The organism is Arthrobacter sp. A5 (assembly GCF_051131705.1).
GTDB lineage: Bacteria > Actinomycetota > Actinomycetes > Actinomycetales > Micrococcaceae > Arthrobacter_M.
Genome location: NZ_CP180316.1, coordinates 3,137,172 through 3,163,627 on the forward strand (window position 1 = coordinate 3,137,172; position 26,456 = coordinate 3,163,627).

Here is a 26,456-nt window from a genome sequence, read left to right on the forward strand (position 1 = left end):
CAGCCTAGACGCGTTTGGAGCAGACTGGAGGAATGGAATATACCCAGCTGGGCCGCTCTGGTCTGAAAGTGTCCCGTCTGTGCCTCGGGACGATGAACTTCGGACCGCAGACCCAGGAAACTGACTCCCACGCCATCATGGATTCGGCCCATCAGTCAGGGATAAATTACTTCGACACCGCCAATGTTTACGGTGGGGAACACCATCGGGGCTGGACCGAGGAGATCATCGGGCGCTGGTTTGCCCAGGGCGGCAACCGCCGCGAACATACCGTGCTGGCGACCAAGCTGTATGGCACCATGACGCACCTGCCCAATGAGTCGAAACTTTCCGCGCTGAATATCCGGCGGGCGCTGGACGCCAGCCTGAAGCGGCTGCAGACGGACTACATCGATGTTTACCAGTTCCACCACGTGGACCGGAACACGCCCTGGGAGGAGGTCTGGCAGGCCGTCGAAGTCGCCGTCCAGCAGGGCAAAATCCTGTATTCGGGCAGCAGCAACTTCGCCGGCTGGCACATCGCACACGCGCAGGAGGCTGCCGCACGGCGGCATTACAACGGTCTGATCAGCGAGCAGTCCATCTACAATCTCCTCACCCGGAACGTGGAACTCGAGGTCATTCCGGCAGCGCAGCACTATGGGCTGGGACTGATTCCGTGGTCGCCGCTGCATGGCGGCCTGTTGGGCGGAGTAATGAAAAAGGAGCGCGGCGGCGTCCGGCGCACTGAGGGCCGTGCCCAGGAGACCCTCAAAAACCATCGGGATCAGATCCAGCAGTACGAGGACTTCTGCGATGAACTCGGTCAGGAACCGGGCAACGTAGCCCTGGCCTGGCTGCTGCACCAGCCCGCTGTAACCGCTCCGATCGTGGGGCCCCGGACCCAGGAGCAATTGGACGCCGCCATTACCGCCTTGGATGTCAGGCTGGAAGACGACGCGCTCAACCGGCTCGACGATATCTTCCCCGGCCACCGGAGCGCGCCGGAAGACTACGCATGGTGAGCGTCCGGGGGTTCGCCGCCGCGCCCAGCATTCTCTTCATCGGTGGTACTGGTGTGATCAGCGCGGCCGCGGTGGAACGCGCCGTCGCCCAGGGACATCGGGTCACCGTACTGAACCGCGGCGTCTCGTCTCTGCGCCCGGCTCCGAAGGATGCCGAAGTCCTGCAGGCGGATGTCCGCGACGGTGCCGCGGTGCAGGCAGCCTTGGGAAATCGCAGGTTTGATGCCGTGGCGGACTTCGTCTCGTTCACCCCCGAGCATGCAGCCGCCGGAATCGCCCGATTCCTTGGGCGGACCGGTCAGTACGTTTTCATCAGCTCGGCCTCGGCCTACCAGAAACCGCCGGCCCGGTTGCCCGTCCTGGAATCGACGCCGCTGCGCAACCCGTTCTGGCAGTATTCACGGGACAAGATCGCCTGCGAGAACGTGCTGATGCAGGCCTACCGGGACGAGGGCTTCCCGGTGACGATCGTCCGCCCCTCGCACACTTATGACCGCACGTCCCTGCCCTTGCTGGGCGGGTGGACGGACATTCATCGGCTCCGGAGCGGCCTGCCGGTGCTGGTGCATGGCGACGGCACCTCGCTGTGGACGCTGACGCACAGCAGGGACTTTGCCGTCGCCTTCACCGCCCTGCTGGGCCGCCCGCAGGCAGTCGGCGAAAGCTACACGATTACCTCTGACGAATTCCTGCCCTGGGATCAGATTTACCGCCTGCTGGCCAAGGCAGCAGGCGTTTCGGAGCCCGAGCTGGTGCATGTGTCCTCGGAGACAATTGCCGCGCATGCGCCGTCGCTGGGCCCCGGATTGCTCGGGGACAAGGCGCACTCGGTCATTTTCGATAACGCCAAGATCAAGTCCCTGGTGCCCGAATACCGCGCGGACATTCCGTACTCCGCGGGGGCACGGGAAATCATCGGCTGGCACGACGCGCACCCCGAAGCGCAGACCGTCGACCGGGACTTCATGGCGTTGTCGGGTGGGCTTGTGGCTTGGGCCCGGCGGGCGCCGCTAACGGACTGAAACCCGGCCGCCGCTGACGTCCCAGCGGGTGTCCAGCCGGACTTTCTCCAGCAGCCGCCGGTCGTGCGTGACCAGCAGCAGGGTGCCGTCGTAACCTTCCAACGCCTCCTCCAGCTGCTCGATCGCGGGCAGATCCAAGTGGTTCGTGGGTTCGTCCAGCACCAGCAGATTGACGCCCTTGGCCTGCAGCAGGGCCAGCGCGGCACGCGTGCGCTCTCCCGGTGAGAGACTGCCGACGGCGGCACTGACCTGGTCCGCTTTGAGCCCGAATTTGGCCAGCAGGGTGCGCACCTCCGCGCCGTTCAGCTCCGGGACCTGGCTCTCAAACGCATCGCCGAGACCATCGGCCTCGGCCAGCCCTCCGCGGACCTGGTCAATTTCGCCCACCGCGACATTGGCGCCCAGAGCCGCCATGCCGCCGTCGGGCGCCTCATGTCCGAGCAGCAGCCGCAGCAGCGTCGTCTTGCCCGCGCCGTTGGGCCCGGTGATCCCGATCCGCTCCCCCGCATTGATCTGCAGCGACACCGGTCCCAGCGTAAAGTTGCCGTGCCGAACGACGGCCTGATTCAGCGTGGCCACCACAGAACTTGAGCGCGGCGCCGCCCCGATGGCGAACTGCAGATGCCACTCCTTGCGCGGTTCGGCCACCTCGTCCAACCGCGCAATGCGCGATTCCATCTGCCGGACCTTCTGCGCCTGCTTTTCCGAGGACTCCGTGCTGGCGCGGCGCCGGATCTTGTCATTGTCCGGGGCCTTCTTCATCGCGTTGCGCACGCCCTGCGAGCTCCATTCGCGCTGAGTGCGGGCGCGGGCGACCAGATCCGACTTTTTGTCGGCGAATTCGTCATAGGCCTCACGTGCCTGCCGGCGCGCGGTCGCCCGCTCCTGCAGATACGCGTCATAGCCGCCGTCGTAAACGGTCACCTGGTTCTGCGCCAGATCCAACTCAACCACGGAGGTAACGCAACGGGCCAGGAACTCGCGGTCGTGCGAAACCAGGACCACGCCCCCGCGCAGCCCCTGAACGAAGGATTCCAGCCGCTGCAGTCCTGCCAGATCCAAGTCATTGGTGGGCTCGTCCAGCAGGACAATGTCAAAGCGGCTGAGAAGCAGCGCCGCCAGGGCCACCCGGGCCGCCTGGCCGCCGGAAAGGGCGGTCATTTGCGCGTCCGGACCCGTTCCCAGCTCCAGCTCCGCCAGCACGGCGGGGATCCGGTCCTCCAGATCCGCCGCACCGCAGGCGAGCCAATGGTCCAGCGCCGCGGCGTAATCATCATTGGCCGAGGTGGTTCCCGAGCTCAGCGCGTCCGCGGCAGCTTCCATCCTTGCGGTTGCCTGGACCGAGCCGGTGCGGCGGGCGATGTAGCCGGTCACCGTTTCGCCGTGACGACCCTCATGTTCCTGCGGGAGCCAGCCGACAAAGGCATCCGACGGCGCCGTGCTGACCGTGCCCGCGAAGGGGCCTTCGACCCCGGCGAGGATGCGCAGCAGCGTTGATTTGCCGGCACCGTTGGCACCCACGACACCCACCACGTCCCCTCGTGCCACAGTCAGATTGAGATCGGCGAACAGTGTCCGGTGGGCGTGGCCGCCGGAAAGGTCCTTGGCCACCAATGTTGCACTCATTGGTCAAGTTTATTCAACCGGCGGAGGCTGCCCGCACATGGTGGACGGTCAGGCAGAGGAGAGCCCGCGCACGGACAGTCTGGGACGCGGGCTGACTGACCACAACTCCCGCCGGTGTGCTCAGTCGGACACCGTCTGACCACGACCGCAACTCCACACTGATACGGTCAGGCGCCGACGGGGAGACGACGATACAGGCTAAGATATATGTTCGATTTAACTATGGCCATGGTAGCATAACTAGAATATACTAGTAGCATGAACGGCGAACCCGGTTTCGAAGCACTCCTCGAGGAATACCTCGGGAGACCCGAACACGCCCGTCCCGGCCATGCCCAAGGCACTCTGACTGCGGTGTCCGCGGTCCCATTTCTCCCGGAATTGATATGGGGACCGAGCCGTCCGGTCACCGACGAGGACCTCCGGCACTCCCTGATGAACAGACCCGCCCTGGACATCACCGCTGCGGATAATCGAGTTGCCGACGGCCGGATGATCGATGACCCGCCGGCCGATCCACGGGCCGCCGATGTGCAACCGCCAGCGGAGAATAACCTGCCGGATACTGACCTGCAGCCCGCGGACCTGCAGCCACCGGCGGACAGTGACCTGCCGGACCCCGGCCTGCCGGATACTGACCTGCAGCCCGCGGATGTGCATCGACCGGTGCAGCCCGCGGATGTGCAGCCACCGGTGCTGCCAGAGAGTGATCTGGCGTCCCCGGATGTGCGGCTCGCTGGCCTGCAGGACGAATCCGCCCGCCGGGCACTGCTGGCCGCCCTGGTCCGTGAAGAGGACCCGGACCCGCTGGACCCGCTCCGCGCAGCCGCTGCCCTGCTGTTCACCGACCCGACAGGCGGGGACGCCGGCCAGAACCTGGACTACGCGGCCGCGGCCGGGAAAATGATGTCCTGGGCCCAGGCCATCCAGGCCCGGGCCGTGGCCGCGTTCGCCGCAGAACGCCCCCCGCTGCCGGCCGAAACACCCCGCAACCCCCGTATCCCCGGGCGCCGGGAGTGGCTGGCGGACAAATCCAAATGGGCCGCCGCGGAGATCGGCGCCGCCCTGCACACCAGCCATTACAGCGCCCAGCGCCTCCTGAACAACAGCGAAGACCTCACCATATTCCTCCCGGTCACCCTCGCACTGCAGGAACAAGGCATCCTGGACCGGGCCCGCGTCCAGGCCGTCCTCTACGGACTCGGCACCACCCCCGCCACGCTCTGGGGCCCGGTCGAAGCCGCCATCACCGCCCTCGCCCCGTCCCTGACCCCGCGGGCGCTGGAAAGATACGCCAGGGAAACAGCGGAGAAACTCGACCCCGAACCCCTCGCCGCCCGGCACGAACGCGCCCGCACCCACCGAGACGTCTGGTTCCTCGCCCAACCCGACGGAATGGCCGAAATCGGTGCCCTCCTCCCCGCCGTGGACGCCCGGCGCTTCTACGAAACCATCGACGCCTGGGCCCACCACGCCCAACACGAAGGCGAACCCTCCACCGGCACCACCCCCGGCGGGAAACCCTCCCGTGCAATCGCTGAATACCGCGCCGACGTCCTCATGGACCTCTTCGACCTCGCCCTGGACCCCGACCCCCAAAACACCACCAACAACACCACCGGCAACGGCAGCACCGGCAACGGCAGCACCGGCAACGGCGACGGCAGCACCGGCAACGGCAGCACCGGCAACGGCGACGGCAGCAACGGCGACGGCGACGGCAGCAACGGCGACGGCGACGGCAGCAGCACCAGTACCAGTACCGGCAGCGGCGCGGGCAGTACCGGTGTCGGTGCCAGCGGGGGCCGGGGTAGGAAAACCCGCCGCTACCCGCCGGCGCAGGTCGCCGTCACCGTCCCCGTCCTGACGCTGATGGGACTGGACGAACGGCCCGGCAACCTCGACGGGTACGGCCCCATCCCCGCCGACCAGGCCCGCGAACTCGCCGGCCTGGCGACCTCCTGGCTCAGGTTCCTCACCGACCCCGAAACCGGCACCATCCTCTCCATCGGACGCAACGCCTACACACCCGCGGCGGACCTGCGCCGCTGGATCATCAATCGGGACAAGACCTGCCGGGGCATCGGCTGCGATAAACCCGCCAGAAGTTGTGAAATCGACCACACCATCCCCTACCACCGGCAGACCTACGCCCCTGATGGCACACCCCTGCCACTGGGCGAAACCAGCGACACCAATCTCGGCGCATTCTGCGCATTCGACCACCACCTCAAAGACGACCCCGGCACCGGCTGGACCGTCTCCCAACCAACCCCTGGCGTCTTCATCCACACCTCACCCACCGGACGCGTCTACCCCAACAACCCCGAACTCCCACCACCCTTCTGACGAGCCCAATTCTCAGCCGGCAACGGCGCCTTCGCGACCAGGAGCATAGGATTGACGCCCTCAGTCACGCGGACAGCCAGCAATACATCTCTGTCCCTGGAAGCGCAACAAGTGGAACAGTGAGGGAAGCGGGATGCTGGTGATCACCTCGTCCCGATATTGGATCCGCCCTATACGGGCCTGAGTCGCGGCGGATAGCATCGGACACATGGACTTTAGATATCTTGGCAACAGCGGTTTCAAAGTATCCGAAATTACCTACGGCAACTGGCTTACGCACGGATCGCAGGTGGAGAATGATACCGCCACAGCCGGCGTCCGGACCGCCCTGGACGCAGGCGTCAGCACCTTTGACACGGCCGACGTCTATGCCAACACGGTAGCCGAAACAGTGCCCGGGGCTGCTCTGAAAGGCGAGCGGCGCCAGTCTCTGGAAATCTTCACCAAAGTATTCGGTCCGACCGGGCCCAAGGGGCACAACGACGTCGGGCTCTCCCGGAAGCACATCCTCGAGTCAATCGACGGCTCGCTCCGGCGGCTGCAGGCTTTTTGCCGACGTCGTCCGACAGGGCAAGGCGCTGTACATCGGCGTCAGCGAGTTGACCGCGCAACAGATCCGGGATGGCCACGCGCTGGCAAAGGAACTCGGCTAGGGCAACGGACGAAAAGGGCGCAGCGGACACCATCAAACGCTGGATGTCTCCGGAGGTTCTCAACGCGGTGCAAAAGCTCCGACCCATCGCCGACCATGCTGGTCTGAGCATGGCGCAGTTGGCCATCGCTTGGGTACTGCAGAACCAGAATGTCGCATCCGCAGTCATCGGTGCATCCCGGCCGGAGCAGGTGAGCTCCAATGTCAAGGCAGCGGGAGTCCGTCTCGATGCCGGCCTCCTGGCCAAAATTGACGACACCGTCGGGGCGCTGGCCAGCGGGATCCGGCCCTGACCACTTCCCCGGGCACGCGGGAGGCGTGAAAGCGGACAGGGTCGAGAGAACCAGCGACGGAAAAAGTGGAGTTAACGGCCAGCACAGGAGATAACTTATGAAATACGTCAAACTTGGAAACACTGGAACGGACGTGTCGGCGCTTGCGCTGGGATGTATGAGCTACGGAGACCCGCAGCGAGGGAACCACGGATGGAGCCTGCCCGAGGATCAATCGCGTCCTTTCATCCGGCAGGCCCTTGAGCTCGGCTTCAATTTCTTTGACACCGCCAATGTCTACTCGAACGGCTCCAGCGAGGAAATCCTAGGCCGTGCCCTCACCGATTACGGACGCAGAGAAGAACTGGTAATTGCCACCAAAGTCCACGGTCGCATGGCCCCCGGGGCCAACGGGGCCGGACTGTCCCGCAAACAGATTCTGTGGCAGATCGATGAAAGTCTGCGCCGGCTCGGGACGGACTATGTCGATCTCTACCAGATCCACCGATGGGACCCCGAGACGCCGCTGGAGGAGACGCTGGAAGCACTGAACGACGTCGTCCGGTCCGGCAAGGTCCGCTATCTGGGCGCGTCATCCATGTATGCCTGGCAGTTCGCCAAGGCGCTGCACACGCAGACAGCAAACGGTTGGGCACGGTTCATCACGATGCAGGACCACTACAACCTGATCAACCGGGAGGAGGAGCGGGAAATGTATCCGCTGTGCCAGGACCAGAAAATCGGTGTCCTTCCGTGGAGTCCGTTGGCCCGCGGGCGGCTTACGCGGGATTGGGACGCGGCGACAACCCGTGCGGGCCTCGATGAGTTCGGCAAGTCCCTGTACCGGCAGGCCGAAGACGCGGACCGGAAGGTTTCCTCAGCCGTGGCGGCGGTGGCCGGCGCCCGCGGCGTGCCCCGGGCGCAGGTGGCATTGGCCTGGGTCTCGTCGAATCCCGCCGTGACCGCGCCGATTGTCGGCGCGACGAAGCTCAGCCATTTGGACGACGCCGTGGCCTCCCTGGAGATCAGTCTCAGCGCCGAAGAGTTATCGACCCTGGAGGAACACTACGTGCCACATGGGGTAGCCGGCTTTTGAGCACGATGTAACCGGCGGGAGACACGATGTAACCGGCGAATAAAGAGAGAGGCATAATCGACTGGAAAGCAAGAGGTCCTGACCGGCGTTTCCGCTGGTCAGGGCCTCTTTGTGGTTGCGGGGACAGGATTTGAACCTGTGACCTCTGGGTTATGAGCCCAGCGAGCTACCGAACTGCTCCACCCCGCGTCGCTTGCTCAACTATACCCGCTATTCCGCGGAAGATTGACCACTTCGCCTCGTCGGCCATCGCCATTCGGCGGATCCCGGGTCGAGCGGCAGATGCGATCTCCCACCGACTCCTCAGTATTCTCACAGGCCTCGGGCGGACATGGGCATCAATTACCTCCATCAGGCCAGTTGGGAGTGGAAGGATGTCGGTATGCGTGTTCTGCTGGTCGACGATGAGAAACTGCTGGCCGAAACCATCCGGCGCGGCCTGACCGGCGAAGGCTTCGTCGTCGACGTCGTCCATGACGGGATCAGCGGGCTGTGGGCCGCGACCGAAAACCCCTATGACGTCGTCGTACTGGATCTGATGCTGCCGGGCAAGCACGGCTACGCGGTGCTGAAGGAACTGCGGGAACGGCAGATCTGGACACCGGTGATGATGCTGACGGCCAAGGACGGCGAGTACGACCAGACGGATGCTTTCGATCTGGGCGCCGATGACTACCTGACTAAGCCGTTCAGTTTCCTTGTCCTGGTGGCGCGACTGCGCGCCCTGATCCGGCGAGGCGCGCCAGAGCGGCCGGTGACCCTCACCGTGGGCACTCTGCTGTTGGATCCGTTGAAGCGGTCCGTCTCCCGGGACGGGACGCAGATCGCCCTTACGGCCCGGGAATTCGGGCTGCTGTTGTTTTTGATGCGCCATCCGGACGAGGTGGTCTCCAAGGCGGAGATTCTGGATAACGTCTGGGATCCAATGTTCGACGGCGGAGATAACGTTGTCGAGGTTTACATCGGTTACTTGCGCCGAAAGATCGATGTGCCCTTCGGGCTTTCAACGCTGAGCACCGTGCGGGGCATGGGGTACCGGCTGTCCTCCGACTGACCAGTGCCAGGCGTCGGTTGAGGACCGGATTAGCAGCAACGCCGCGAAGCTTGCCGGTGTCAGCTACCCGACACGATGCCGGTCCTCACCTTCCTTGCGCACGACTCGCTGGACAGCAATCCGAAATGGCTCGACCTCCATGAGCGTCAGCTGAGCAAAGTGAAACGCCACGAAATTGTCGCGCTCAGGAGAGGTCACTATCCCCACTGGTCGGAGTCTACTGCTATGGCCAAGAAGATCAAAGATTTCCTCAACGCCGTTTCCAAGCCGTGAACATTCTCGTTTCCAGCGCGGCCGCGGCCGGGACGTCAGGAACCTCATTCTTCCTGGCCAAGCCCGGCGGGCTTTCTGCATCCGGGGAGCAGCGGGGAGACCGGGCGAGGGGCGGCCCGTTATCGGTGGTTAAAGTCGGCCGCCCGCTTTTCCATAAACGCCGTCATGCCCTCTTTCTGGTCCTCGGTGGCAAAGCAGGCGTAGATGAACCGGCGCTCCATGTGCACGCCTTCTGCCAGAGAGGTTTCAAATGCCGCGTTGACGGCTTCCTTGGCGATCATTGTCGCCGGCTTGGACATGGCGGCAATGGTTTCGGCCGTGGCGATGGCGCCGGCGAGCAGGTCGTCCACCGGCACCACCCGGGCCACCAGCCCGGACCGCTCCGCCTCTTCGGCACCCATGACGCGGCCGGTCAGCACCATTTCCATGGCTTTGGCCTTACCGATGGCGCGGGTCAGCCGCTGGGAGCCGCCCATCCCGGGAATCACGCCGAGCTTGATTTCGGGCTGTCCGAACTTGGCGTTGTCCGCGGCAATGATGAAGTCGCAGATCATGGCCAGTTCACAGCCCCCGCCCAGTGCGTGACCGGCGACGGCGGCAATCATGGGCGTCCGGACCCGCGCCAGTTCGTCCCAGGCGGAGAACCAGTCAGCCAGGTACATGTCCACCAGGGACTTCCCGGCCATCTCCTTGATATCCGCACCGGCGGCAAAGGCACGGGATGATCCGGTGATGACGATTGCACCCGTGCCCGGATCCTTGTCGAAGGCCCGCGCCGCCGCAACGATTTCGTGGCCCATGTCGTCGGTGAGTGCGTTCAGGGCCTCCGGCCGGTTGAGCGTGATGATGCCGACCCGGCCACGCTGCTCGGTAAGGATCGAAAGATAGTCGCTCATGCCTGCGTCCTGTTCTGTGCTGGGTTCTGCGCCGTGCCGTGCCCTGTGTTCCGACCTGCGGTCTGCGCTGCGGCGCGGATGTCATTGATGATTCCGGAGAAGTCGGTCCCGGCGCCGGCGCCCTCGGCGAACCGGCGGTGGATCTCCTCGGCCCGGCTGCCCAGCTCCGCCACCACGCCGGTCGCTTCGAGCGCCTGCGCGGCCTGCCCGGCGCCGGGGCCGCCACAGTGCACAATCCGCTTGCCCATCACGTCAAAAATCTCCGCGGCGTCGGCAAAGTCGCCGGCATCCCCGCCCACCCTGAACGTCAACGACCCGGCCTCGGCGCCCGCCACTCCACCAGACACCGGGGCATCCAGCCCACGGTGTCCTGCTGCCAGGACCATGTCGTGAGCGACGCGGGCATCGGCCACGGCAATGGTGGAACATTCCAAAAATAGGGACCCCGGTGCCGCCGCGGCCAGCAGCCCGTCGGACCCCTGATAGGCGGCAAGGACGTGTTGGCCAGCCGGCAGCATGGTAATGATCACCTCGGCCCCCGTGACCGCCTCCGCGCCTGACTCGGCGATCGTCAGGCCGTCGGTCCGGGCCGCGTCCACGGCCGCCGGTACAACATCGAAACCCGTGACCAAGTACCCGGCTCGGACAAGGTTAGCGGCCATCGGCGCCCCCATATGGCCCAGCCCGATGAACGCGATTGCCCTGCTCATGATGCTGCCTCCGATCGTGCCGGGACGAAGCTTAGACCGAGCTCGTCCGGGCCCAAGTCCTGGAAGGAATGTTCCACGTCCGCCGCGGACACATCCGCCAAGGTGGCGGGGTCCCACGCCGGATTGCGGTCTTTGTCGACCAGTTGTGCGCGGATCCCCTCCGCAAAGTCGGGCCAACTCAGCGCGTGCAGAGATACCCGGTAGTCCTGATTCAGCACCGCCTCCAGGCTGTCCATGCTCCTGGCGCGCCGCAGCGCCGCCAGCGTCACGCTCAGCGCGGTGGGCGACTTTGCCCGGATTGCTTCGGCCGCGCGCGCAGCCTCCAGCTGCCCAAGGTGGGCCAGCCGCTCAAGGATGGTGCCGACGTCGTCCCCGTCATAGGCCTGGTCGATCCAGTCCCGCTGCTGAGACAACGGCGATTCCGGCGTCACCTGCGCGTAACGGCCGACGACGGCGCGTGCGGGCCGTTCGGCCAGCCCACCGATGAGCGCGGGCAGGTCGGCGGAGTCCACAAAGTGGTCGGCCAGGCCCATCGCCATGGCGTCGGCGCCGTTGATCATGCCGGCGGTCAGGGCTGCGTGCGTGCCCAACTCGCCCGGCGCGCGTGAGAGCAGATACAGGCCGCCGACGTCCGGGACAAAACCGATGCCCGTTTCCGGCATGCCCACCCGGGAGCGTTCGGTGACAACGCGGATGGCGGCGTGCGCGGAAATACCCACTCCCCCGCCCAGGACCACTCCGTCCATCAAGGTCACGATCGGTTTGGGATAACGTTTGATCCTGGCGTTGAGAATGTATTCGTCGCGCCAGAAGGCGGCGCTTTCCGTGCCACCAAGGCGGGCGTCACGATAGATCGCCACGATGTCACCGCCGGCGCACAAGCCGCGCTCACCGGACCCGGAGATCAGAACGGTGCTGACGTCGTCGTCATTTTCCCAGGCATCCAGGGAGTCGGCGACCGCGGCGATCATGCCGTGCGTCAGGGCGTTCAAGGCCTTGGGCCGATTCAGGATCAGGTGGCCCAGGTGACCGGCTCGGTGCACCAGAACGTCGTCATTGTTCATTTCTTAGTCTCCACTGCCAGCCGGCCCACTATTAAGCGCATGATCTCGTTGCTGCCTTCCAGGATCTGATGGACGCGCAAATCCCGCACGATCTTCTCCAGGCCATACTCCGCCAAATAGCCGTAGCCGCCATGGAGCTGGAGGGCTTTGTTGGCCACGTTGAAGCCGGCGTCCGTGGCCACACGCTTGGCCATCGCGCACAGCCTCACGGTGTCTGCGGCTCCGCGATCCAGGGCTTCGGCGGCGCGCAGCACCAGGGTCCGCGCCGTTTCCAGCTCGGTGTCCATGTCCGCAATCTCGAAAAGCAGGGCCTGCTTGCTGATCAGGGTTCCGCCAAAGGCCGTGCGCTCCTTCAGATACGCGATGGACTTGTCCAGGGCGGCCTGGCCACCGCCCAGGGAGCAGGCGGCGATGTTGATCCGGCCGCCGTTGAGTCCCTTCATGGCAATGCCAAATCCGCTGCCTTCGGCCCCCAGCCGGTTGGCCACGGGGACGCGAACATCCTCAAAAATGACTTGGCGGGTGGGCTGTGCGTTCCACCCCATTTTCTTTTCGTTCGGCCCGAACGACAGACCCTGAAGGTTTGCCGGTACCACGATGGCCGTGATGCCGTGGCTGCCCGTGTCGGCTGTCCGTGCCATGACCAGATAGAAGCCGGCAGCACCGGCGCCGGAGATGAACTGTTTCGTCCCGTTCAGAACGTAATCGTCGCCGTCGCGCACCGCCTGGGTGCTCAGCGCCGCGGCGTCTGAACCGGCCCCCGGTTCCGTCAGGCAATAGCTCCCCAACGCCTCCATAGACGCCAGCTGCGGCACCCAATTGGCCCGCTGCTCGGCATTGCCAAAGGCGTCGATCATCCACACCACCATGTTGTGGATGGAGATGTACGCCGCGATGGTGGGGTCAGCTTTGGCCAGCTCCTCAAAAATCAGCACGGCATCGGTGCGCGTGAGCCCGGATCCGCCGTACTCTTCGCTCACATAGATTCCGCCCATGCCCAGCGTGCCCGCTTCGCGCAGGACGTCCACCGGGAAATGCTTCGTCTCATCCCAATATGCACTGTGCGGGGAAATGGCCCCGCCGGCAAAGTCGCGCACCATCGCCACCATGGCTTGCTGGTCCTCCGTGCGTTCAAACATGGGCGCTCCTTTGTCTGGCTGGACGGCTGGCCTGCTGTGGAACCATTTGATTGGACAGCTATCTACTCGCCGTTCCGTTAACTACTTACTCCTGAGGACGGTAGGTACTTATGATGCCCAGAGACTACTTGCTTACGGTCCGGGGACCACTTGCTCAGGGTTCCGGGGACTACTTGCTCACGGTTCCGGACAAGGCCGCCACCGGTCGCAGGAAGAGCGGCCGGGCCAGGAACCAGGCGGCCACGATCACCAGAAGGGAAGCTGCGAAGATGCCGAACCCCACCCAATTGATGTCGTCGCTGCTGCCGTACATATGGTTGAGGTTGCGCAGCGCCCCGGTGGCGAGAACCAAAGTGACGTGCACGATGATGAACAGCACGAAGTACAGCATGACCGGGAAGTGCAGCGACCGGGCGGCCTCGATGCGGTATGCCTTGTTCAGCTTCTCCGCCTTCTTTGGCCAGGCCGAGGACATGCGCAGCCCGGTGATGATGGCCAAGGGTGCGGCAATGAACACTGTCACAAAGTAGGTCAGCAGCTGCAGTGCGTTGTAGTTGACCCAGCCGTCCTCGATTGGCCAGCTAAGGGACGCGTACTGCAGGGCGGCGGAGACGGCGTTCGGGAACACGTCCCACCTGGTCGGGATGATCCGCATCCACTGTCCGGTGGCAAACAACACAATCACAAAGATGAGGCCGTTGAGCACCCACAGAGCGTCCAGGCTCAGGTGGAACCACAGGTCCAAACTCATCTTGACGGGCGCATTCCTGGTCCGGATCAGGCCCTTGTTGTTCCTGATCCAGTGCGCCGGCGGCCGCTTGGCGGTGCGCACCTGCCAGCCGGACCGGATGATCAGTACGATGAAGAACACATTCAGGAAGTGCTGCCAGGCCAGCCAGGCCGGAAAGCCCACGGGGGCGCTGTCCGGCAGACGCGATTGCCCGGGATAGTCGGTCAGGAAGGACTGCACACCCGACAAACCCGTGAACCATTTGGCCAGCAACACCACAACCAGCAGGCCACTGACCACTGCCGGCACAATCCAAATGAACCTGGACCACTTACTCTTCGTCGATGACGAATTCTTCACTGCTGTGGGCATCTTCTAAGGAACCTCTCGGCGAAGTGTGGCGGGCACGGACGCAGCTGTTTCCACCGTTCGTCAGCTGGTCCGGGCGTTGAGAGCGTCGATGAGTTTCGGCACCACCGTGAAGACGTCTCCCACAATGCCAAAATCCGCCACGTCAAAGATGGGTGCGTCCCCGTCCTTGTTGATGGCCACGATGGTCTTGGCGGTCTGCATGCCGGCCCGATGCTGGATGGCACCAGAAATGCCCAAGGCGATATACAGGTGCGGGGACACACTGGCACCGGTCTGTCCGACCTGCGCCGTGTGGCCAATAAAACCGGCGTCGACGGCGGCGCGCGAGGCTCCGACGGCGGCCCCCAACGCGTCGGCCAGTTGCTCCACCAGCACAAAGTTCTGCGCTGAACCCAAGCCGCGGCCGCCGGACACCACTGTGGCCGCGCCGCGCAGTTCCGGCCGGGCCAAAATGGCGGCTTCGTCGTTGAATCCGTCAATGACGGCAGCGTTTCCCTGTTCGACCGTCAGGGAAACCGCACTGACCTCCGGGGTGGCTGCGGGTGCGTGATCGTCGATGGCACCTGAACGGAGGGTGATGATGGGCAGCCCCACGTCCACTGCGGATTCAACGGTGTACGCACCCCCGAAAACCGAGTGCAGGGCCACGACTTTCCCGGCGTCGGCGCGCACGTCCACGGCGTCGGCCAGCAGACCGCCGCCGGTTCGCACAGCCAACCGGGCGGCCACCTCGCGCCCGTCCACGGAATTGGCCAGCACGACCGCGGACGGCTGCAGAGCACGGACGGCCTCACTCAACGCTTCCAGCGCCGGGATCACCAGAACGGCACCGGCCGCCGCTGTCACCGCAGCGTAAATCTGTGCCGCACCCAGCCCGCCAAGCCGGGCGACGTCGTCGTCCGTCAATGCCGTGGCGGTGGCAACCACGGCGACCGGCGTGCCCAACTTCGCGGCTGCGGCAAGCAATCCGCGGGTGGAGCCGGCGATTTCGCCGCGGTGGGACATTTCCACAAGTGCCAGAACGTTCGACATTCTTTTCCTCCCTCAGACCAGACGGTTTGCAACAAGGAACTCGGCCAGCTCGGTGGCTGCGGTTCCGTCGTCGACGATTTTCCTGCCCGCAGCGCGGGCCGTGCGTTCGGTGGTGGACACAACCACCGTGCTGCCGACCCTGGCATCCGCACCGGGTCCGAAGCCCGTCAGGCCTGCGCCGCCCAACTCTGCGCTGCCGAGGTCGGCGCTGCCCAGATCTGCCACAGACAGTGTAGTGACAGGCTTGCGCTTGGCGGTCAGAATGCCCTTGAAATTCGGGAACCGGGCCTCTGCGGAGCTTTCGGTCACGGTCACGATGGCGGGCAGTGCCGCATGGACATTCAATGTGCCGCCCTCACCCTGGCGAACACCGCGTACAGCTCCCTCGGTGATCTCGGCGGAAACCAATGAGCCAAGCAGCGGCAGGGCCAGGTGCTCGGCCACCATGGCCGGGACAACGCCGCCGCGGCCGTCGGTGGATTCGTTGCCGGCGAGCACGATGTCGAACCCGGTGACCTTCAGCCCAGCCGCGAGTGCTGCCGCGGTACGTTTGGTGTCCGCGCCCGCGAGGGAGTCGTCGAGGATGTGCACGCCGGAGTCCGCACCCATGGAAAGCGCCTTGCGCAATGCCTGGGTTGCCCCGTCCGGCCCCATCGTCATGACAACCACTTCGGTACTCTTATTCGCGTCCTTGACCCGCAGCGCCACCTCAAGGGCCCGCTCGTTGATCTCATCAACAACGCTGTCGCCGGCATCACGGTCCAGCAGACCCGTCGTCAGATCAAGCTTTCGCTCTTCCGCCGTATCCGGCACCTGTTTTACGAGTACGACGATCTTCATTCAACAACTCCTTTGTTGCAAAATCCTGCGGCGCAAAATCCTTTGATGCACAATGACTGATGCTTCACCACTGAGAATACTAGGAACTACTAGTATTTACTATGTGTCCCGAGTATTTTTTGTGATGAGGCTCGGTGTTTGCCGCCCGCCCGGTGCCGGCGGGAATCGTTCGTGAAAGGACTTTCGACGTGCCCCCAGCAACGCCGTTGCCGATGGACCCAATCGCCGAGGCCAAGCGGCTGTGGATTTCGCACGGCTGGTCCGACGCGGCCGACGGAATGGCCGCCGTCACATCGATCATTCGCGCTCAACAGATTATGTTGTCCCGCGTGGATGCCGCACTCAAGCCGCTTGGGTTATCGTTTGCGCGCTTTGAAATGCTGCGGTTGCTCAGCTTCAGCCGGGACGGGCTGCTGCCCATGGCAAGCGCGAGCGCCCGGCTGCAGGTCCATCCGACCAGCGTGACGAACGTGGTGGACAGGTTGGAGCGGGATGGCCTGGTGCGCAGATCCGCCCACCCGACGGACGGACGCGCCACCTTGGTGCTGCTGACAGACCTCGGCAGGGCCATGGTGGAGGATGCCACGGCCAGTCTCAATGAACATGTCTTCCGCAGCCTTGGCATCCCGCCCGATGACCTGACACGTCTGGTCCAGACGTTGGCGCAGTTTCGGCGCGGTTCCGGCGACTTCGTCGATCCACCCACTCCGCCGGACCCCCTGTAGCCGGAAGGAAGAACCGTAGCCGAGGGCTGTGCAAAGACAACGGAACCCCAAAACAGGCAAAAAGCGGCTCTTGTGACATATCCGTGGGCGTGACCTGCGCGCCTTAACGACCACACGCCGCTTTCTACCTAGGATTTTTGACTGTCAAAGGTACAAAAATCGAGGTTGGAAAACGGCGTGCAGAAATCAAGCATATGGTGCACCCTGCTGGGTGTCGAAAAAACGATTGTCCGGGGTCTGGATTTCGAGGAGGACACCGGTGTTTTCATCGCCTTGGTGAGCCCCATGAAGTCCATGCGCAACCGGTGCGGGATCTGTTCCAGGCGGTGCCGCCGATACGACCGCGGCGGTGGTCCCAGGAGATGGCGGACCCTGGATCTGGGAACCATCGAAACCTACCTGGTCGCCGAATCACCGCGGGTGCGCTGCCCCGAGCACGGGGTCACCGTCGCCGCCGTCCCGTGGGCCCGGCACCAGGCTGGCCACACCAGGATCTTTGACCAGCAGATCGCCTGGCTGGCCACCCAGACTTCCAAGAGCGCTGTCACCCAGTTGATGCGCATCGCCTGGCGCACCGTGGGCTCGATCATCGATCGGGTTTGGAAGGACACCGCCGCGACCTTCGACCCGTTCGCGAACCTGACACGCATTGGCATTGACGAGATCTCTTACAAGCGCGGACACAAGTACCTCACCGTGGTCGTGGACCATGATTCGGGCCGGCTCATCTGGGCCTCGCCGGGACGGGACAAGGCCACCCTGGGCAAGTTCTTCGACGCTCTGGGGGACGAACGGTGCACCGAGATCACGCATGTATCCGCGGATGCGGCCGAGTGGATCGCCACCGTCGTGGCCGCGCGCTGCCCCCAAGCGGTCCGCGTGGCCGACCCGTTCCACATCGTCATGTGGGCCACCGACGCCCTGGATGCAGAGCGGCGCACCGCCTGGAACCGGGCACGGAAAGCGGCCCGGGAGAACGAACCGGCCCGTGGCCGCGGACGACCACCCAAGGTCGCGCCGGAGAGGCCCGACAGTGAGCGGGCCACCAAGCTGAAGAACAGCCGCTACGCACTCTGGAAGAACCCCGAGGACCTCACCGAAAAGCAGCAGGCGAAGCTGTCCTGGATCGTGCAGACCGACCCCGTCCTGGGCCGGGCCTACTACTTGAAGGAAGGGCTGCGCACGGTCTTCAAGCTCCCTTATGCCGAAGCCGTGGTGGCCCTGGACCGATGGGTGTCCTGGGCCAGGAGATCCAGGATCCCCTCCTTCGTGAAACTCCAAAAGGCCATCGTCAAGCACCGCGACAGCATCCTGGCATCCATCGAACACGGGCTGTCGAACGGACGGATTGAATCCATGAATACGAAGATCAGGCTGATCACCCGGGTGGCGTTCGGGTTCAAGTCCCCCGAGGCCCTGATCAGCCTGGCCATGCTCAGCCTGGGTGGCCGTAAACCGGTGCTCCCGGGACGGAAATGACCCACGGATGTGTCAGGAGAGCCCAAAAAGCGCCCGCGTTGGGGTTCCGGTGACTGTGGCTCTCATGACGCGACCCACCCGCGACGACATTACGCCGCCCGTACTTACTTCACATCTTCTCGGTGTTCTTTGGCATGGCCCCAACAGGCGATCGTAAGGGGCGAACCGGTGTGTTAGGCGCGGTTTCGCACGCTACGCATTACCCCCATGACGGCTCCAACTACAAGCACTACGATCCCGATCCACAGCAGGAACATCGCAGCTTTGACGGCAATGCCCAAAACGAGGAGGACGACTCCAACAATTATCAGTGTAATTACTATTCCCATGCGCTGATCGTACAGGATTTACCCGGCCGCTGTTCAAGCGCAGACGTTCTTCGGGAAGCAGGTGAATTAATCGATGCAATCCTGTCTTGGGCAGGGGCGGTCGCTTCCCGTCAGACAGCGACAAGGCGGGGAAGAAGGTCGGTTCCCGGGACACGGCAATCGCGGTGCGGCGCAAGCGCGTTCAATTCAGGGAAGCATCGGATGCTTGCGCATTGTGGGGTGCGCGTTCCAGATTGGTTTTGGCGAGGATGGCGGCAACGACCTCGGATACCAGGTCTTCCTTCTCGCGAGCCTTGGCATCTTCTTGTTGCTGAACCTCCACGCGTGCCGCCTGCCAGGCAGACCAATGACCCGAGACGAGTGCCCAAAGGGAAAGTGCCGAGACGTAAATGACCGAGTCCAACCAACCCATCCACAACGAGAACGGGATCATCACGAGCCAAAAGACCGCGAGCCACCCATTGACTCGTCGCATGAAAGTAGGGTCTCCCTGGGCCATGGCCCACAGGCTCTTAACGGTGCTCATCTTACCTCCAGCTAGATTTTGTACGCCGTAACGGCCCGGGTGAACCTTATCAGCGGGCGCCGCAATACCCCGGACGAACGGAGTGAACTGGAAGGATCGAACGGCTGACGGTTCTGAGGCGCCCCGCTACAGTAATTTTCGTCAGCACAGCGGATCACCCGCCTTCTGTGCGGAGCGACGTCGACATGCAGAAAGTCACGCCTTTGGTTTATCCGTGCCATCAGACATTGTGCCGTCGTTTAGCTGCGCTCTTTCAGGGCGTCCTCGATCGCCGGTTGCCTGCGCGTCGAACCGTTCGCTCGGCGAGGTGGAGGTTCTCGTTGCCTCCCTTCCCGTCATTGGGCGCCGGACGCCGACCTGCTCGACTGTACGGGGACGAGCCGGCGTTTACGGGACCGCAAGGGAAGTCAGAGGCGCACCGGCGTGCCATCTTAGCGGAGCGGAAGGGTGCATTTGCGAGTCGGACACCAGGAGAATCCTCGAGGCCTAGGGTCCGGGCTGGGAGCCTTCGCCTGCCATGGACGCCACCAGCGTCACGGTGTCGACTGAAAACGCCGGCTAAAAGCTGGATCACCCACGCCGCGAGGTAAAAGAAAGAGGCCCTCACCGGCGTTTCCGCCAATCAGGGCCTCTTTCATGGTTGCGGGGACAGGATTTGAACCTGTGACCTCTGGGTTATGAGCCCAGCGAGCTACCGAACTGCTCCACCCCGCGTCGCATCACCAACTCTACCTGTGCGCCGTGGTGAGGCCAAATCGGCCAGGACCGCCGAGATGTTCCCTGCTGGACCATGGCCCGGGAATTCGGGACGGTTTCGTTGAATCCGTCCCGAATTCCCAAGCTTTAAGCTCAGATCACCAGGCCTACTTGGACGGGGTGGCTGACGACGACGGCGAACCGGTTGCGGCGCCCGAAGGGCCGGCTGACGGCGTGGCCGCCGGCGTTCCCGTCATCTTCGCCTCTGCCGCGAGCGCGGCAGCGATCGCCGCGTTGAGCTTCGTCTGGGCGGCACCGTAGGCGGCGAAGTCGCTCTTGGCCAGCGCGGCCTGTCCATCCTGGATTGCCTGGTTGGCATCCTGCAGCGCCTGGGTCAGCGAAGCCTGCGCCGTCGGGTCGGGAGCCACGGCGGGTCCACCGGTCCCGCCGGTCCCCGAACTTCCCGGCGTCGCCGTGCCGGTGGGCTTTTGGGAGTCGCCCGCCGCTGCACCCGAATTACCACCGAAGAGCTGGTCCAGCGCTTCGTTCAGGGTCGCCGCGTAACCGATCTTGTTGCCGAATGCCACCAGCACGCGCTGCAGGGTCGGATACGAGGTCTCACCGTTCGACTTCACGTAAACCGGCTGTACATACAGGAGTCCTCCGCCGACCGGAAGGGTCAGAAGGTTACCGTTGATCACGGTGGACTGGCCCAGCCGGAGCACGTTCAGCTGCTGCGAGACGGACGGGTCGGAGGTGAAGGTGTTTTGCACCTGCCCGGGCCCGGGGACCTGGGTCTCCGTGGGCAGCTCCAGCAGTCTGAGTTTGCCATAACCGGCCGCCTTCACCCCCTTTTCGTTCCCGGCGTCCGCATCCGCTGCCATGAAGCCGTAGAGCACGTTCCGTGAGTCTGTGCCCTGCACGGACTGCGGGATAAAGGATGTGGTCAGGGAGAACGCCGTCTTGTCCTGGCCCGGCATCTGCAGGGAGAGGTAGTACGGCGGCTGCTTAACGTTGTCCGTGGGCGAGGTGGGATCGTTCGGGACGCTCCACGCCTCGGTGTTTTGGTAGAACTTCCCCGGATCCGTCACGTGATAACGGCCCAGCAGTTCGCGCTGTACCTTGAAGAGATCCTCCGGGTAGCGCACATGGCTCATCAGATCGCCGGACATCTCCGTAAACGGTTTGATCGTCGTCGGGAACACCTTCTGCCAGGCCTTGAGGATCGGATCCTGATCGTCCCAGGCATAGAGGGAAACCGAACCATCATAGGCGTCAACTGTGGCCTTGACCGAATTGCGGATGTAGTTGATCGAGCTGTTCGGCAGCGCGCCCGTTCCGTTCTTGGACGTCAGCGAATCCGTGGTGGCGGATTCCAGCTGCTGTTGCTGCGCGTACGGGTACGCGGAGCTGGTGGTGTAGCCGTCCACGATCCATTTGACCCGCCCGTCGATGACGGCGGGGTACGGATTCCCGTCGATGGTCAGATAGGGCGCGACCTTGGCAACCCGCTCCTCCGGCGTCCGGTCATAGAGAATCTGGGACTTGTCGTTGACCCCATTGGTCAGCAGCAGGTCCGAGGACTGGAACCTGATGGAGTACAGCAGCCGGTTGAACCAGTTACCCACGTTCGGTCCGCCGTTGCCGGCGAAGGTTGAGTTGGAATCGGTGCCTCCGCTCGAGCTCTGCGGCCGGTCCAGTTCAACGTGTGTACCGTCGGCGTTGCCGCCCACGATCGAGTAATCGGGTGAAAACTGGCCGAAATAGATCCGCGGCTGGTAGCTGGTATCGGTGCCCAGCTTGCCGACCGACGGCACACCGGACTGCATGAATACCGGCTTGCCATCAACGGTGGCCGTATTTCCGTAGGCGGCCACCACGCCGTAGCCGTGCGTGTAGACCAGGTGATTGTTGTACCAGGTCTGCTGGGCGGTGGGGATGCCGTTCGGGTTCAGTTCGCGCACCGCGATGACGGTGTCCTGGACCTTGCCGTCAATCGTGTAGCGGTCCACATTCAACGTGCTGGGGAACTTGTAGTACGGGCGGTACTGTTCCAGCTGGCCAAAGGTGGTGGAGATCAGGTTCGGATCCAGCAGGCGGATATTCGCTGCCGTTTCCGCGTCCTGCCGCAGCGCACCCGGGGTGGCGTCCGTCGTCGCGTTGTACGGGGTCACCTCGACGTTATCCAAACCGTACGCCGAGCGGGTCATGTTGATGTTCTTTTGGATATACGCCGACTCCAGCGACTGCTCCGAAGGCTTGACCTGGAACTGCTGCACCGCCCAGGGGTAGATGCCGCCGGCCAGCAGCGAGGTGATGATCAACATCGCGGTCCCGATGATCGGCAGCCGCCAGCGGCCGATGACCGCGGTCACGATGAACAACACCGCGACCAGGCCCGCGGCAACGGCCAGGATGGCTTTGGTCGGGATGACGGCGTTGACATCCGTGTACATCGCGCCGGACCGCAGACCGCTGTTGTCCTGCAGCGTGGTGAAGCGGTCCAGCCAGAAGTTGATCGCCAGCAGAACGAGGAAGACGGCGGCGAGGACGGCCAGGTGGATCTGTGCGGCGCGGCTGGTGAACAGTCCGCGCTCCTGCAGCCTGATGGCCCCATACAGATAGTGCGTCATGATGCCGGCGATGGCCGCAATGAGCACCACGCTGATCAGGAACCCGATGACAAATCCGAGGAACGGCAGAGTGTTGAGGTAAAAGCTCAGATCAAGTCCGAACTGCGGATCCTTCTGCCCGAAGGGCACTTGGAAGAAGAACAGCAATACCTTCTGCCACTGGCCGGCCGCAGCGGTGCCGGCGAACAAAGCGAAGACGGCGGGCACACCGATCATGACCAGCCGACGGACCGGTTCCAGCTGAGCCTGGTAGTGGTTCAGGTTGTCCTGGACCTGGCTGTCCGGGGCATAGACCGGACGGGCCCGGTAGGCGACTTTAACGGAGGCGTAAACCCCACCGCCCATGATCAGGAACCCGACCAGGAAGGTCAGCAGGCGCGAGGCGTTTTCACGCCAGAAGACTTCCAAAAAGCCGAGCTGGTTATACCAGAGGACGTCAGTGTAGACGTTAGCGAAGAAGACGAATGCGACGACCAGAGCTGCCACCACGAGGAGTGTGGGCAGCAGCGGCCCGCGCCGGCGTCGGATGTTGGCGGGTCTGTTCGGACTGGCAGGACGGGAAGTCACGCTTACCTCTGTTTAGTCGGTGGTGGGAGTGATGATGTCATTTTGTGCTGTAAATTCCAGGATTATGTCATGGCGGTTTCAACCTGCCGTGCAGGTCGGCAGTGCGGGATCGTTTTGACCGGCGGCGATCTGGGCCACGGCATCTTCGGCCTGCTGCAGGGTCGCTACCCGGACCACCTGAAGGCCGGCGGGCACGTGCCCCACCACCTCGCCGCAGTTCGCAGCCGGGGCCAGAAAGACGGTGGCCCCGCTTTGCCGGGCACCGATCATTTTCTGGGCGATGCCGCCTATCGCTCCGACGTTACCCGCCGGATCGATGGTGCCGGTCCCGGCGAAGTGCTTACCGCCGGTGAGGTCCCCGGAGGTGACGGTGTCGATTATGCCCAAGGCAAACATCATTCCGGCGCTGGGGCCGCCCACGTTGCTTAGCGAGATGTTGACGTCGAAGGGGAACTTGAAGTTGTTCTGCAGCGCAATGCCCAGCAGATACTTCCCTGCCGTGCTCTTTTGCGGGATTATGGTCTTGGTCAGCAGATCGGAACCGCGGCGCACCTCCATGCTGATCGCCTTGCCGTTGCCGCCGGCCAAAGCATCCTGGATGACCTTGATGTCCGTGATCGGGGTACCGTCGATGGACACCAGGACGTCGCCGGGCTCCAGCTGGCCCTGCGAGGCGGAGCCTTCGGGAATTGCCGCCACCGCCAGCGTGGTGTCGAAGGGGATCTTCAGCTGGGTCAGGGCTGCCGCCGTCGCGTCTTCCTGCGAGGTCGTCATGGCGACGGCGTTCTGGCTGCTGATCTCCTGCTGGCTGGTCCCCGGCGGGTACAGCAGCTCTTCCGGGATGACCGAGCGGCTGCTGTCCAGCCAGGCTCGGTACGCCTCGACGACGTTCACGTTGCTGTTCGGACCGCCGCTGACGGAAACGGTCACGAGATCGAGCTGCCCGTCGGCCGGGAACGTCTGATGCCCGCTGACCTGGATGACGGGCTTGCCGCTATCCTTGCCCAAGGTGTTGAAGGTGGGCCCCGGGGATTCAATCACATACGGCACCGGCAAGCTCAGTGCCACGATGCACAGGGCGACGGCCAGTACTCCGGAAACTATCATCGTGATGAAGCGGCCGTCACGGGGCCTCTGCGGTGCCGGCACAGTGGAGGGACCGGACCAGGCAGCGGCGGGCCCTCCGATGGGTTGCCCTTGGGTGGGCCCCCCGGTGTTCGGATCGCTCACAACCTGTACCTCTCTTGCGGAAATTGCCGCCACGTTGCCTGACTTGTCCAAACCCCTAGCCTACGTGCTCGGATAGGGGTTCGGCTGTAACGGTTTGGCGGCCATTGCCGGGCCTCGCGCTCGGGGAAGCATCGGGGCCCCGGTCCGCCAGCCTGCGACCAGAGGGAACCGCACGGGAAGCACGGCGGAACGCCTTGGGAACCGCGGCGGAACCGCAGGGAACCCCAGCGAACCCCAGGGAAGCGCACGGGAACCACAGCGGAACTGCACGGGAGCGCGGCGCCGTTCCGCCGTCGTCGTACTGGGCTTTGCCGGTAGCGAACGGTGGACGCGGCGGGCAGACAAGGAACCGGGGCGGCGGTAACGTGAAGTTAAGAAGTAAATCCACCAAGGAACGGCCGCAGATGACTTCGAACCCAGCAAATAACGACGACGAAACACCTAAGGACCCGCTGTCCGAAATGCTGGCCAATCTGATGGGCGGCCAAGGCATCGAGGGCTTTGATCCGGCGGCGCTGGCCAAAGCCGCCGGTCTCCCGGACGATCCGAACGTCCTTTCCCAGCTCTTCGCCCAGGTTCAGGCGATGATGAGCAATCAGAGTGATGAACCCGTGAACTGGCAACTGGCTCACGACAACGCGCGGCAGGCCGTGGCCGGCGGGGATCCCTCGGTGACAGCGGCACAGTCCCGCGAAGTCGACGAGGCGCTGCGGCTGGCGGAGCTGTGGCTTGATCCGGTCACAGACCTGCCGAGTACAGGCCTGATTGGGCGGGCATGGTCGCGGGCGGAATGGGTGGAAGAGACGCTCGGCACGTGGAAGCGCCTCACGGAGCCGGTGGCCAACAGTATTGCTTTCGCCCTCTCCAGCACCCTCGGCGAACAGCTGCCGGAGGAAATGAAGTCCATGATGGGCGGCGCGTCCTCGATGCTGCAGAACATGGGCGGGGCGCTCTTTGGCATGCAGCTGGGTCAAGCCGTGGGTGCGCTGGCGCGTGAGGTGGTCAGTTCGACCGACATCGGCGTGCCACTTGCGGATCTGCAGATGGCACTGCTTCCGGCCAACGTTGCCGCCTTCGGTGCCGGGCTGGACCTGCCGGAACGGGATGTGCGGCTGTTCCTGGCGGTGCGCGAGGCGGCGCATGCCCGGCTCTTTGTCCAGGTTCCGTGGTTGCGCGGACACCTGCTGGGGGCGATCGAATCGTATGCCCGCGGAATTCACATCGACATGTCCCGGATGGAGGAATTGGCACGCGACCTCGATCCCAGTAACCCGGAAGGCATTCAGGCCGCTCTGTCCGAGGGCGTTTTCATGCCGCAGCGCACTCCGGAGCAAGATGCGGCTCTGGCCAAGCTGGAAACGGCGCTGGCCCTCGTTGAAGGATGGGTGGACGAGCTCAGCTTCGAAGCGGCCAGCAACCTTCCCTCCGCCGCGGCGCTGCGCGAAACCGTGCGCCGCCGCCGGGCAACGGGCGGTCCGGCAGAGCACGCCTTCGGCGCCCTGGTGGGACTGGAGCTGCGTCCGCGGCGGCTGCGCGAAGCCGCTACGCTCTGGGCTGCGTTGAAGGAACAACGCGGAATCGCCGGCCGTGACGCGATCTGGCAACATCCGGATCTGCTGCCGACCGCTGAAGATCTCGACGACCCTTCGGGTTTCGGCGAACGCCGGAAGCTGCTGGATGCCTCCGATTCCGACGTCGACGCCGCACTGCAGAAGCTGCTCGCCGGGGACTTTGAACAAAATGCCGACGCAGCGGCGCAGGACACGCCCCCGGAGCAGGGCGAACAGGCAGCGGACACTAGGGATACCGGGGAATCGGGCGGTACCAATTCGGGCAGTACCGAGCCGGGCAGTACCGAGCCGTGCGGTACCGATTCGGGCGGTACCGAGCCGGGCGGTACCGATTCGGGCGGTACCGAGCCGGATGAAGGTCCGCGCCCGCAGACTTAGCCCGCTGCCGTCCTCGGCGGCGGCGAAGGCCATGCTCTGCCGTGGGCTGGCTGACAGCTTCGACCGCAGACGAATCTTACCTGCCGCCATAGCGCGGCAGGTAAGGCCATGCGCGGCCGACGATGCAGACCGGCCGGGAGTTACCGGCTGGCGGATTCCAGTACCGGTTGGCTGACAGCCACCGCCCGACA

Annotated in this window: 20 protein-coding genes, 2 tRNA genes and 1 pseudogene; 10 read left to right on the forward strand and 13 right to left on the reverse strand. The window is 64.2% G+C overall.

Annotation, left to right across the window (positions count from 1 at the left end; translation table 11 throughout):
• The first annotated feature begins 32 nt into the window (after positions 1–32).
• Together ACLLJI_RS14760 and ACLLJI_RS14765 are read left to right on the forward strand one after the other, a co-directional pair.
• Complete coding sequence (locus ACLLJI_RS14760; RefSeq protein ID WP_434613661.1) at positions 33–1,004, forward strand: aldo/keto reductase; 972 nt, start codon at positions 33–35, stop codon at positions 1,002–1,004.
• Positions 998–2,026: an SDR family oxidoreductase gene (locus ACLLJI_RS14765; protein WP_434613664.1), complete on the forward strand. Its 1,029-nt coding sequence runs from the start codon at positions 998–1,000 to the stop codon at positions 2,024–2,026. Before ACLLJI_RS14760 ends, ACLLJI_RS14765 begins: the two co-directional genes overlap by 7 nt.
• On the opposite strand, the gene ACLLJI_RS14770 is transcribed toward ACLLJI_RS14765, so the two are convergent.
• Positions 2,015–3,652: an ABC-F family ATP-binding cassette domain-containing protein gene (locus tag ACLLJI_RS14770; RefSeq protein WP_434613667.1), complete on the reverse strand. Its 1,638-nt coding sequence runs from the start codon at positions 3,650–3,652 to the stop codon at positions 2,015–2,017. The genes ACLLJI_RS14765 and ACLLJI_RS14770 overlap by 12 nt on opposite strands.
• A gap of 258 nt (positions 3,653–3,910) precedes the next feature.
• Here ACLLJI_RS14770 and ACLLJI_RS14775 point away from each other — a divergent pair, with 258 nt between their 5' ends.
• From ACLLJI_RS14775 to ACLLJI_RS14785, 3 genes and pseudogenes are all read left to right on the forward strand, one after another.
• Positions 3,911–6,001, forward strand: coding sequence for a DUF222 domain-containing protein (locus ACLLJI_RS14775; RefSeq protein ID WP_434613670.1), 2,091 nt, complete (start codon positions 3,911–3,913; stop codon positions 5,999–6,001).
• Between the two features lie 208 nt (positions 6,002–6,209).
• Positions 6,210–6,975, forward strand: a pseudogene (locus ACLLJI_RS14780) (aldo/keto reductase).
• A gap of 68 nt (positions 6,976–7,043) precedes the next feature.
• The gene (locus tag ACLLJI_RS14785) at positions 7,044–8,021 is read left to right on the forward strand and encodes an aldo/keto reductase (RefSeq protein ID WP_283559402.1); all 978 of its coding nucleotides are present in this window, start codon (positions 7,044–7,046) and stop codon (positions 8,019–8,021) included.
• A 112-nt stretch (positions 8,022–8,133) separates the two neighbouring features.
• Here the strand turns inward: ACLLJI_RS14785 and ACLLJI_RS14790 are convergent.
• Positions 8,134–8,210 (reverse strand) — tRNA-Met (locus ACLLJI_RS14790).
• A gap of 193 nt (positions 8,211–8,403) precedes the next feature.
• Here ACLLJI_RS14790 and ACLLJI_RS14795 point away from each other — a divergent pair.
• Positions 8,404–9,075 (forward strand): response regulator transcription factor, encoded by a 672-nt coding sequence (locus ACLLJI_RS14795; protein WP_283559403.1) that lies wholly within the window; start codon positions 8,404–8,406, stop codon positions 9,073–9,075.
• A gap of 75 nt (positions 9,076–9,150) precedes the next feature.
• Complete coding sequence (locus tag ACLLJI_RS14800; RefSeq protein WP_434613675.1) at positions 9,151–9,348, forward strand: hypothetical protein; 198 nt, start codon at positions 9,151–9,153, stop codon at positions 9,346–9,348.
• A gap of 119 nt (positions 9,349–9,467) precedes the next feature.
• Here the strand turns inward: ACLLJI_RS14800 and ACLLJI_RS14805 are convergent, their stop codons facing one another.
• The 7 genes from ACLLJI_RS14805 to ACLLJI_RS14835 all read right to left on the reverse strand — a co-directional run bounded on the left by ACLLJI_RS14805 (position 9,468) and on the right by ACLLJI_RS14835 (position 16,131).
• Complete coding sequence (locus ACLLJI_RS14805; protein WP_434613677.1) at positions 9,468–10,244, reverse strand: enoyl-CoA hydratase; 777 nt, start codon at positions 10,242–10,244, stop codon at positions 9,468–9,470.
• Positions 10,241–10,954, reverse strand: coding sequence for an NAD(P)-dependent oxidoreductase (locus tag ACLLJI_RS14810; protein ID WP_434613680.1), 714 nt, complete (start codon positions 10,952–10,954; stop codon positions 10,241–10,243). Before ACLLJI_RS14810 ends, ACLLJI_RS14805 begins: the two co-directional genes overlap by 4 nt.
• Positions 10,951–12,018 (reverse strand): enoyl-CoA hydratase/isomerase family protein, encoded by a 1,068-nt coding sequence (locus ACLLJI_RS14815; protein ID WP_434613683.1) that lies wholly within the window; start codon positions 12,016–12,018, stop codon positions 10,951–10,953. The genes ACLLJI_RS14810 and ACLLJI_RS14815 overlap by 4 nt, the downstream gene beginning before the upstream one ends.
• The gene (locus tag ACLLJI_RS14820) at positions 12,015–13,157 is read right to left on the reverse strand and encodes an acyl-CoA dehydrogenase family protein (protein ID WP_434613686.1); all 1,143 of its coding nucleotides are present in this window, start codon (positions 13,155–13,157) and stop codon (positions 12,015–12,017) included. Before ACLLJI_RS14820 ends, ACLLJI_RS14815 begins: the two co-directional genes overlap by 4 nt.
• 169 nt (positions 13,158–13,326) lie before the next feature.
• Positions 13,327–14,259, reverse strand: a complete 933-nt coding sequence (locus ACLLJI_RS14825) for a cytochrome b/b6 domain-containing protein (protein ID WP_434613688.1) — start codon at positions 14,257–14,259, stop codon at positions 13,327–13,329.
• Between the two features lie 60 nt (positions 14,260–14,319).
• Positions 14,320–15,291 (reverse strand): electron transfer flavoprotein subunit alpha/FixB family protein, encoded by a 972-nt coding sequence (locus ACLLJI_RS14830; RefSeq protein ID WP_283559409.1) that lies wholly within the window; start codon positions 15,289–15,291, stop codon positions 14,320–14,322.
• 12 nt (positions 15,292–15,303) lie between these two features.
• Positions 15,304–16,131, reverse strand: coding sequence for an electron transfer flavoprotein subunit beta/FixA family protein (locus ACLLJI_RS14835; RefSeq protein WP_434613691.1), 828 nt, complete (start codon positions 16,129–16,131; stop codon positions 15,304–15,306).
• A 212-nt stretch (positions 16,132–16,343) separates the two neighbouring features.
• Here ACLLJI_RS14835 and ACLLJI_RS14840 point away from each other — a divergent pair, with 212 nt between their 5' ends.
• Together ACLLJI_RS14840 and ACLLJI_RS14845 are read left to right on the forward strand one after the other, a co-directional pair.
• The gene (locus ACLLJI_RS14840; RefSeq protein ID WP_283559523.1) at positions 16,344–16,856 is read left to right on the forward strand and encodes a MarR family winged helix-turn-helix transcriptional regulator; all 513 of its coding nucleotides are present in this window, start codon (positions 16,344–16,346) and stop codon (positions 16,854–16,856) included.
• A gap of 177 nt (positions 16,857–17,033) precedes the next feature.
• Entirely contained in the window at positions 17,034–18,335 is a 1,302-nt protein-coding gene (locus tag ACLLJI_RS14845; RefSeq protein WP_434613694.1) for an ISL3 family transposase, read from the forward strand.
• A gap of 510 nt (positions 18,336–18,845) precedes the next feature.
• Here ACLLJI_RS14845 and ACLLJI_RS14850 read toward each other — a convergent pair.
• The 4 genes from ACLLJI_RS14850 to ACLLJI_RS14865 all read right to left on the reverse strand — a co-directional run bounded on the left by ACLLJI_RS14850 (position 18,846) and on the right by ACLLJI_RS14865 (position 24,316).
• On the reverse strand, positions 18,846–19,190 hold the full coding sequence (locus tag ACLLJI_RS14850; RefSeq protein ID WP_434613697.1) for a hypothetical protein: 345 nt from the start codon (positions 19,188–19,190) through the stop codon (positions 18,846–18,848).
• A 637-nt stretch (positions 19,191–19,827) separates the two neighbouring features.
• Positions 19,828–19,904, reverse strand: a tRNA-Met gene (locus tag ACLLJI_RS14855).
• A gap of 149 nt (positions 19,905–20,053) precedes the next feature.
• Positions 20,054–23,086 (reverse strand): UPF0182 family membrane protein, encoded by a 3,033-nt coding sequence (locus ACLLJI_RS14860; RefSeq protein ID WP_434613700.1) that lies wholly within the window; start codon positions 23,084–23,086, stop codon positions 20,054–20,056.
• 78 nt (positions 23,087–23,164) lie between these two features.
• Positions 23,165–24,316, reverse strand: a complete 1,152-nt coding sequence (locus ACLLJI_RS14865) for a YlbL family protein (RefSeq protein ID WP_434613703.1) — start codon at positions 24,314–24,316, stop codon at positions 23,165–23,167.
• 404 nt (positions 24,317–24,720) lie between these two features.
• Between ACLLJI_RS14865 and ACLLJI_RS14870 the strand changes: the two genes are divergently transcribed.
• A complete protein-coding gene (locus ACLLJI_RS14870) occupies positions 24,721–26,265 on the forward strand; it encodes a zinc-dependent metalloprotease (RefSeq protein WP_434613706.1) in 1,545 nt (514 codons plus the stop codon).
• The last annotated feature ends 191 nt before the right edge of the window (positions 26,266–26,456 follow it).

Bases quoted from the DNA above. Each gene is read 5' to 3' on its own strand.
- ACLLJI_RS14760 (WP_434613661.1), top strand. From the start codon at position 33: ATGGAATATACCCAGCTGGGCCGCTCTGGTCTGAAAGTGTCCCGTCTG.
- ACLLJI_RS14765 (WP_434613664.1), top strand. From the start codon at position 998: ATGGTGAGCGTCCGGGGGTTCGCCGCCGCGCCCAGCATTCTCTTCATC.
- ACLLJI_RS14770 (WP_434613667.1), bottom strand. From the start codon at position 3,652: ATGAGTGCAACATTGGTGGCCAAGGACCTTTCCGGCGGCCACGCCCAC.
- ACLLJI_RS14775 (WP_434613670.1), top strand. From the start codon at position 3,911: ATGAACGGCGAACCCGGTTTCGAAGCACTCCTCGAGGAATACCTCGGG.
- ACLLJI_RS14785 (WP_283559402.1), top strand. From the start codon at position 7,044: ATGAAATACGTCAAACTTGGAAACACTGGAACGGACGTGTCGGCGCTT.
- ACLLJI_RS14795 (WP_283559403.1), top strand. From the start codon at position 8,404: ATGCGTGTTCTGCTGGTCGACGATGAGAAACTGCTGGCCGAAACCATC.
- ACLLJI_RS14800 (WP_434613675.1), top strand. From the start codon at position 9,151: ATGCCGGTCCTCACCTTCCTTGCGCACGACTCGCTGGACAGCAATCCG.
- ACLLJI_RS14805 (WP_434613677.1), bottom strand. From the start codon at position 10,244: ATGAGCGACTATCTTTCGATCCTTACCGAGCAGCGTGGCCGGGTCGGC.
- ACLLJI_RS14810 (WP_434613680.1), bottom strand. From the start codon at position 10,954: ATGAGCAGGGCAATCGCGTTCATCGGGCTGGGCCATATGGGGGCGCCG.
- ACLLJI_RS14815 (WP_434613683.1), bottom strand. From the start codon at position 12,018: ATGAACAATGACGACGTTCTGGTGCACCGAGCCGGTCACCTGGGCCAC.
- ACLLJI_RS14820 (WP_434613686.1), bottom strand. From the start codon at position 13,157: ATGTTTGAACGCACGGAGGACCAGCAAGCCATGGTGGCGATGGTGCGC.
- ACLLJI_RS14825 (WP_434613688.1), bottom strand. From the start codon at position 14,259: ATGCCCACAGCAGTGAAGAATTCGTCATCGACGAAGAGTAAGTGGTCC.
- ACLLJI_RS14830 (WP_283559409.1), bottom strand. From the start codon at position 15,291: ATGTCGAACGTTCTGGCACTTGTGGAAATGTCCCACCGCGGCGAAATC.
- ACLLJI_RS14835 (WP_434613691.1), bottom strand. From the start codon at position 16,131: ATGAAGATCGTCGTACTCGTAAAACAGGTGCCGGATACGGCGGAAGAG.
- ACLLJI_RS14840 (WP_283559523.1), top strand. From the start codon at position 16,344: ATGGACCCAATCGCCGAGGCCAAGCGGCTGTGGATTTCGCACGGCTGG.
- ACLLJI_RS14850 (WP_434613697.1), bottom strand. From the start codon at position 19,190: ATGAGCACCGTTAAGAGCCTGTGGGCCATGGCCCAGGGAGACCCTACT.
- ACLLJI_RS14870 (WP_434613706.1), top strand. From the start codon at position 24,721: ATGACTTCGAACCCAGCAAATAACGACGACGAAACACCTAAGGACCCG.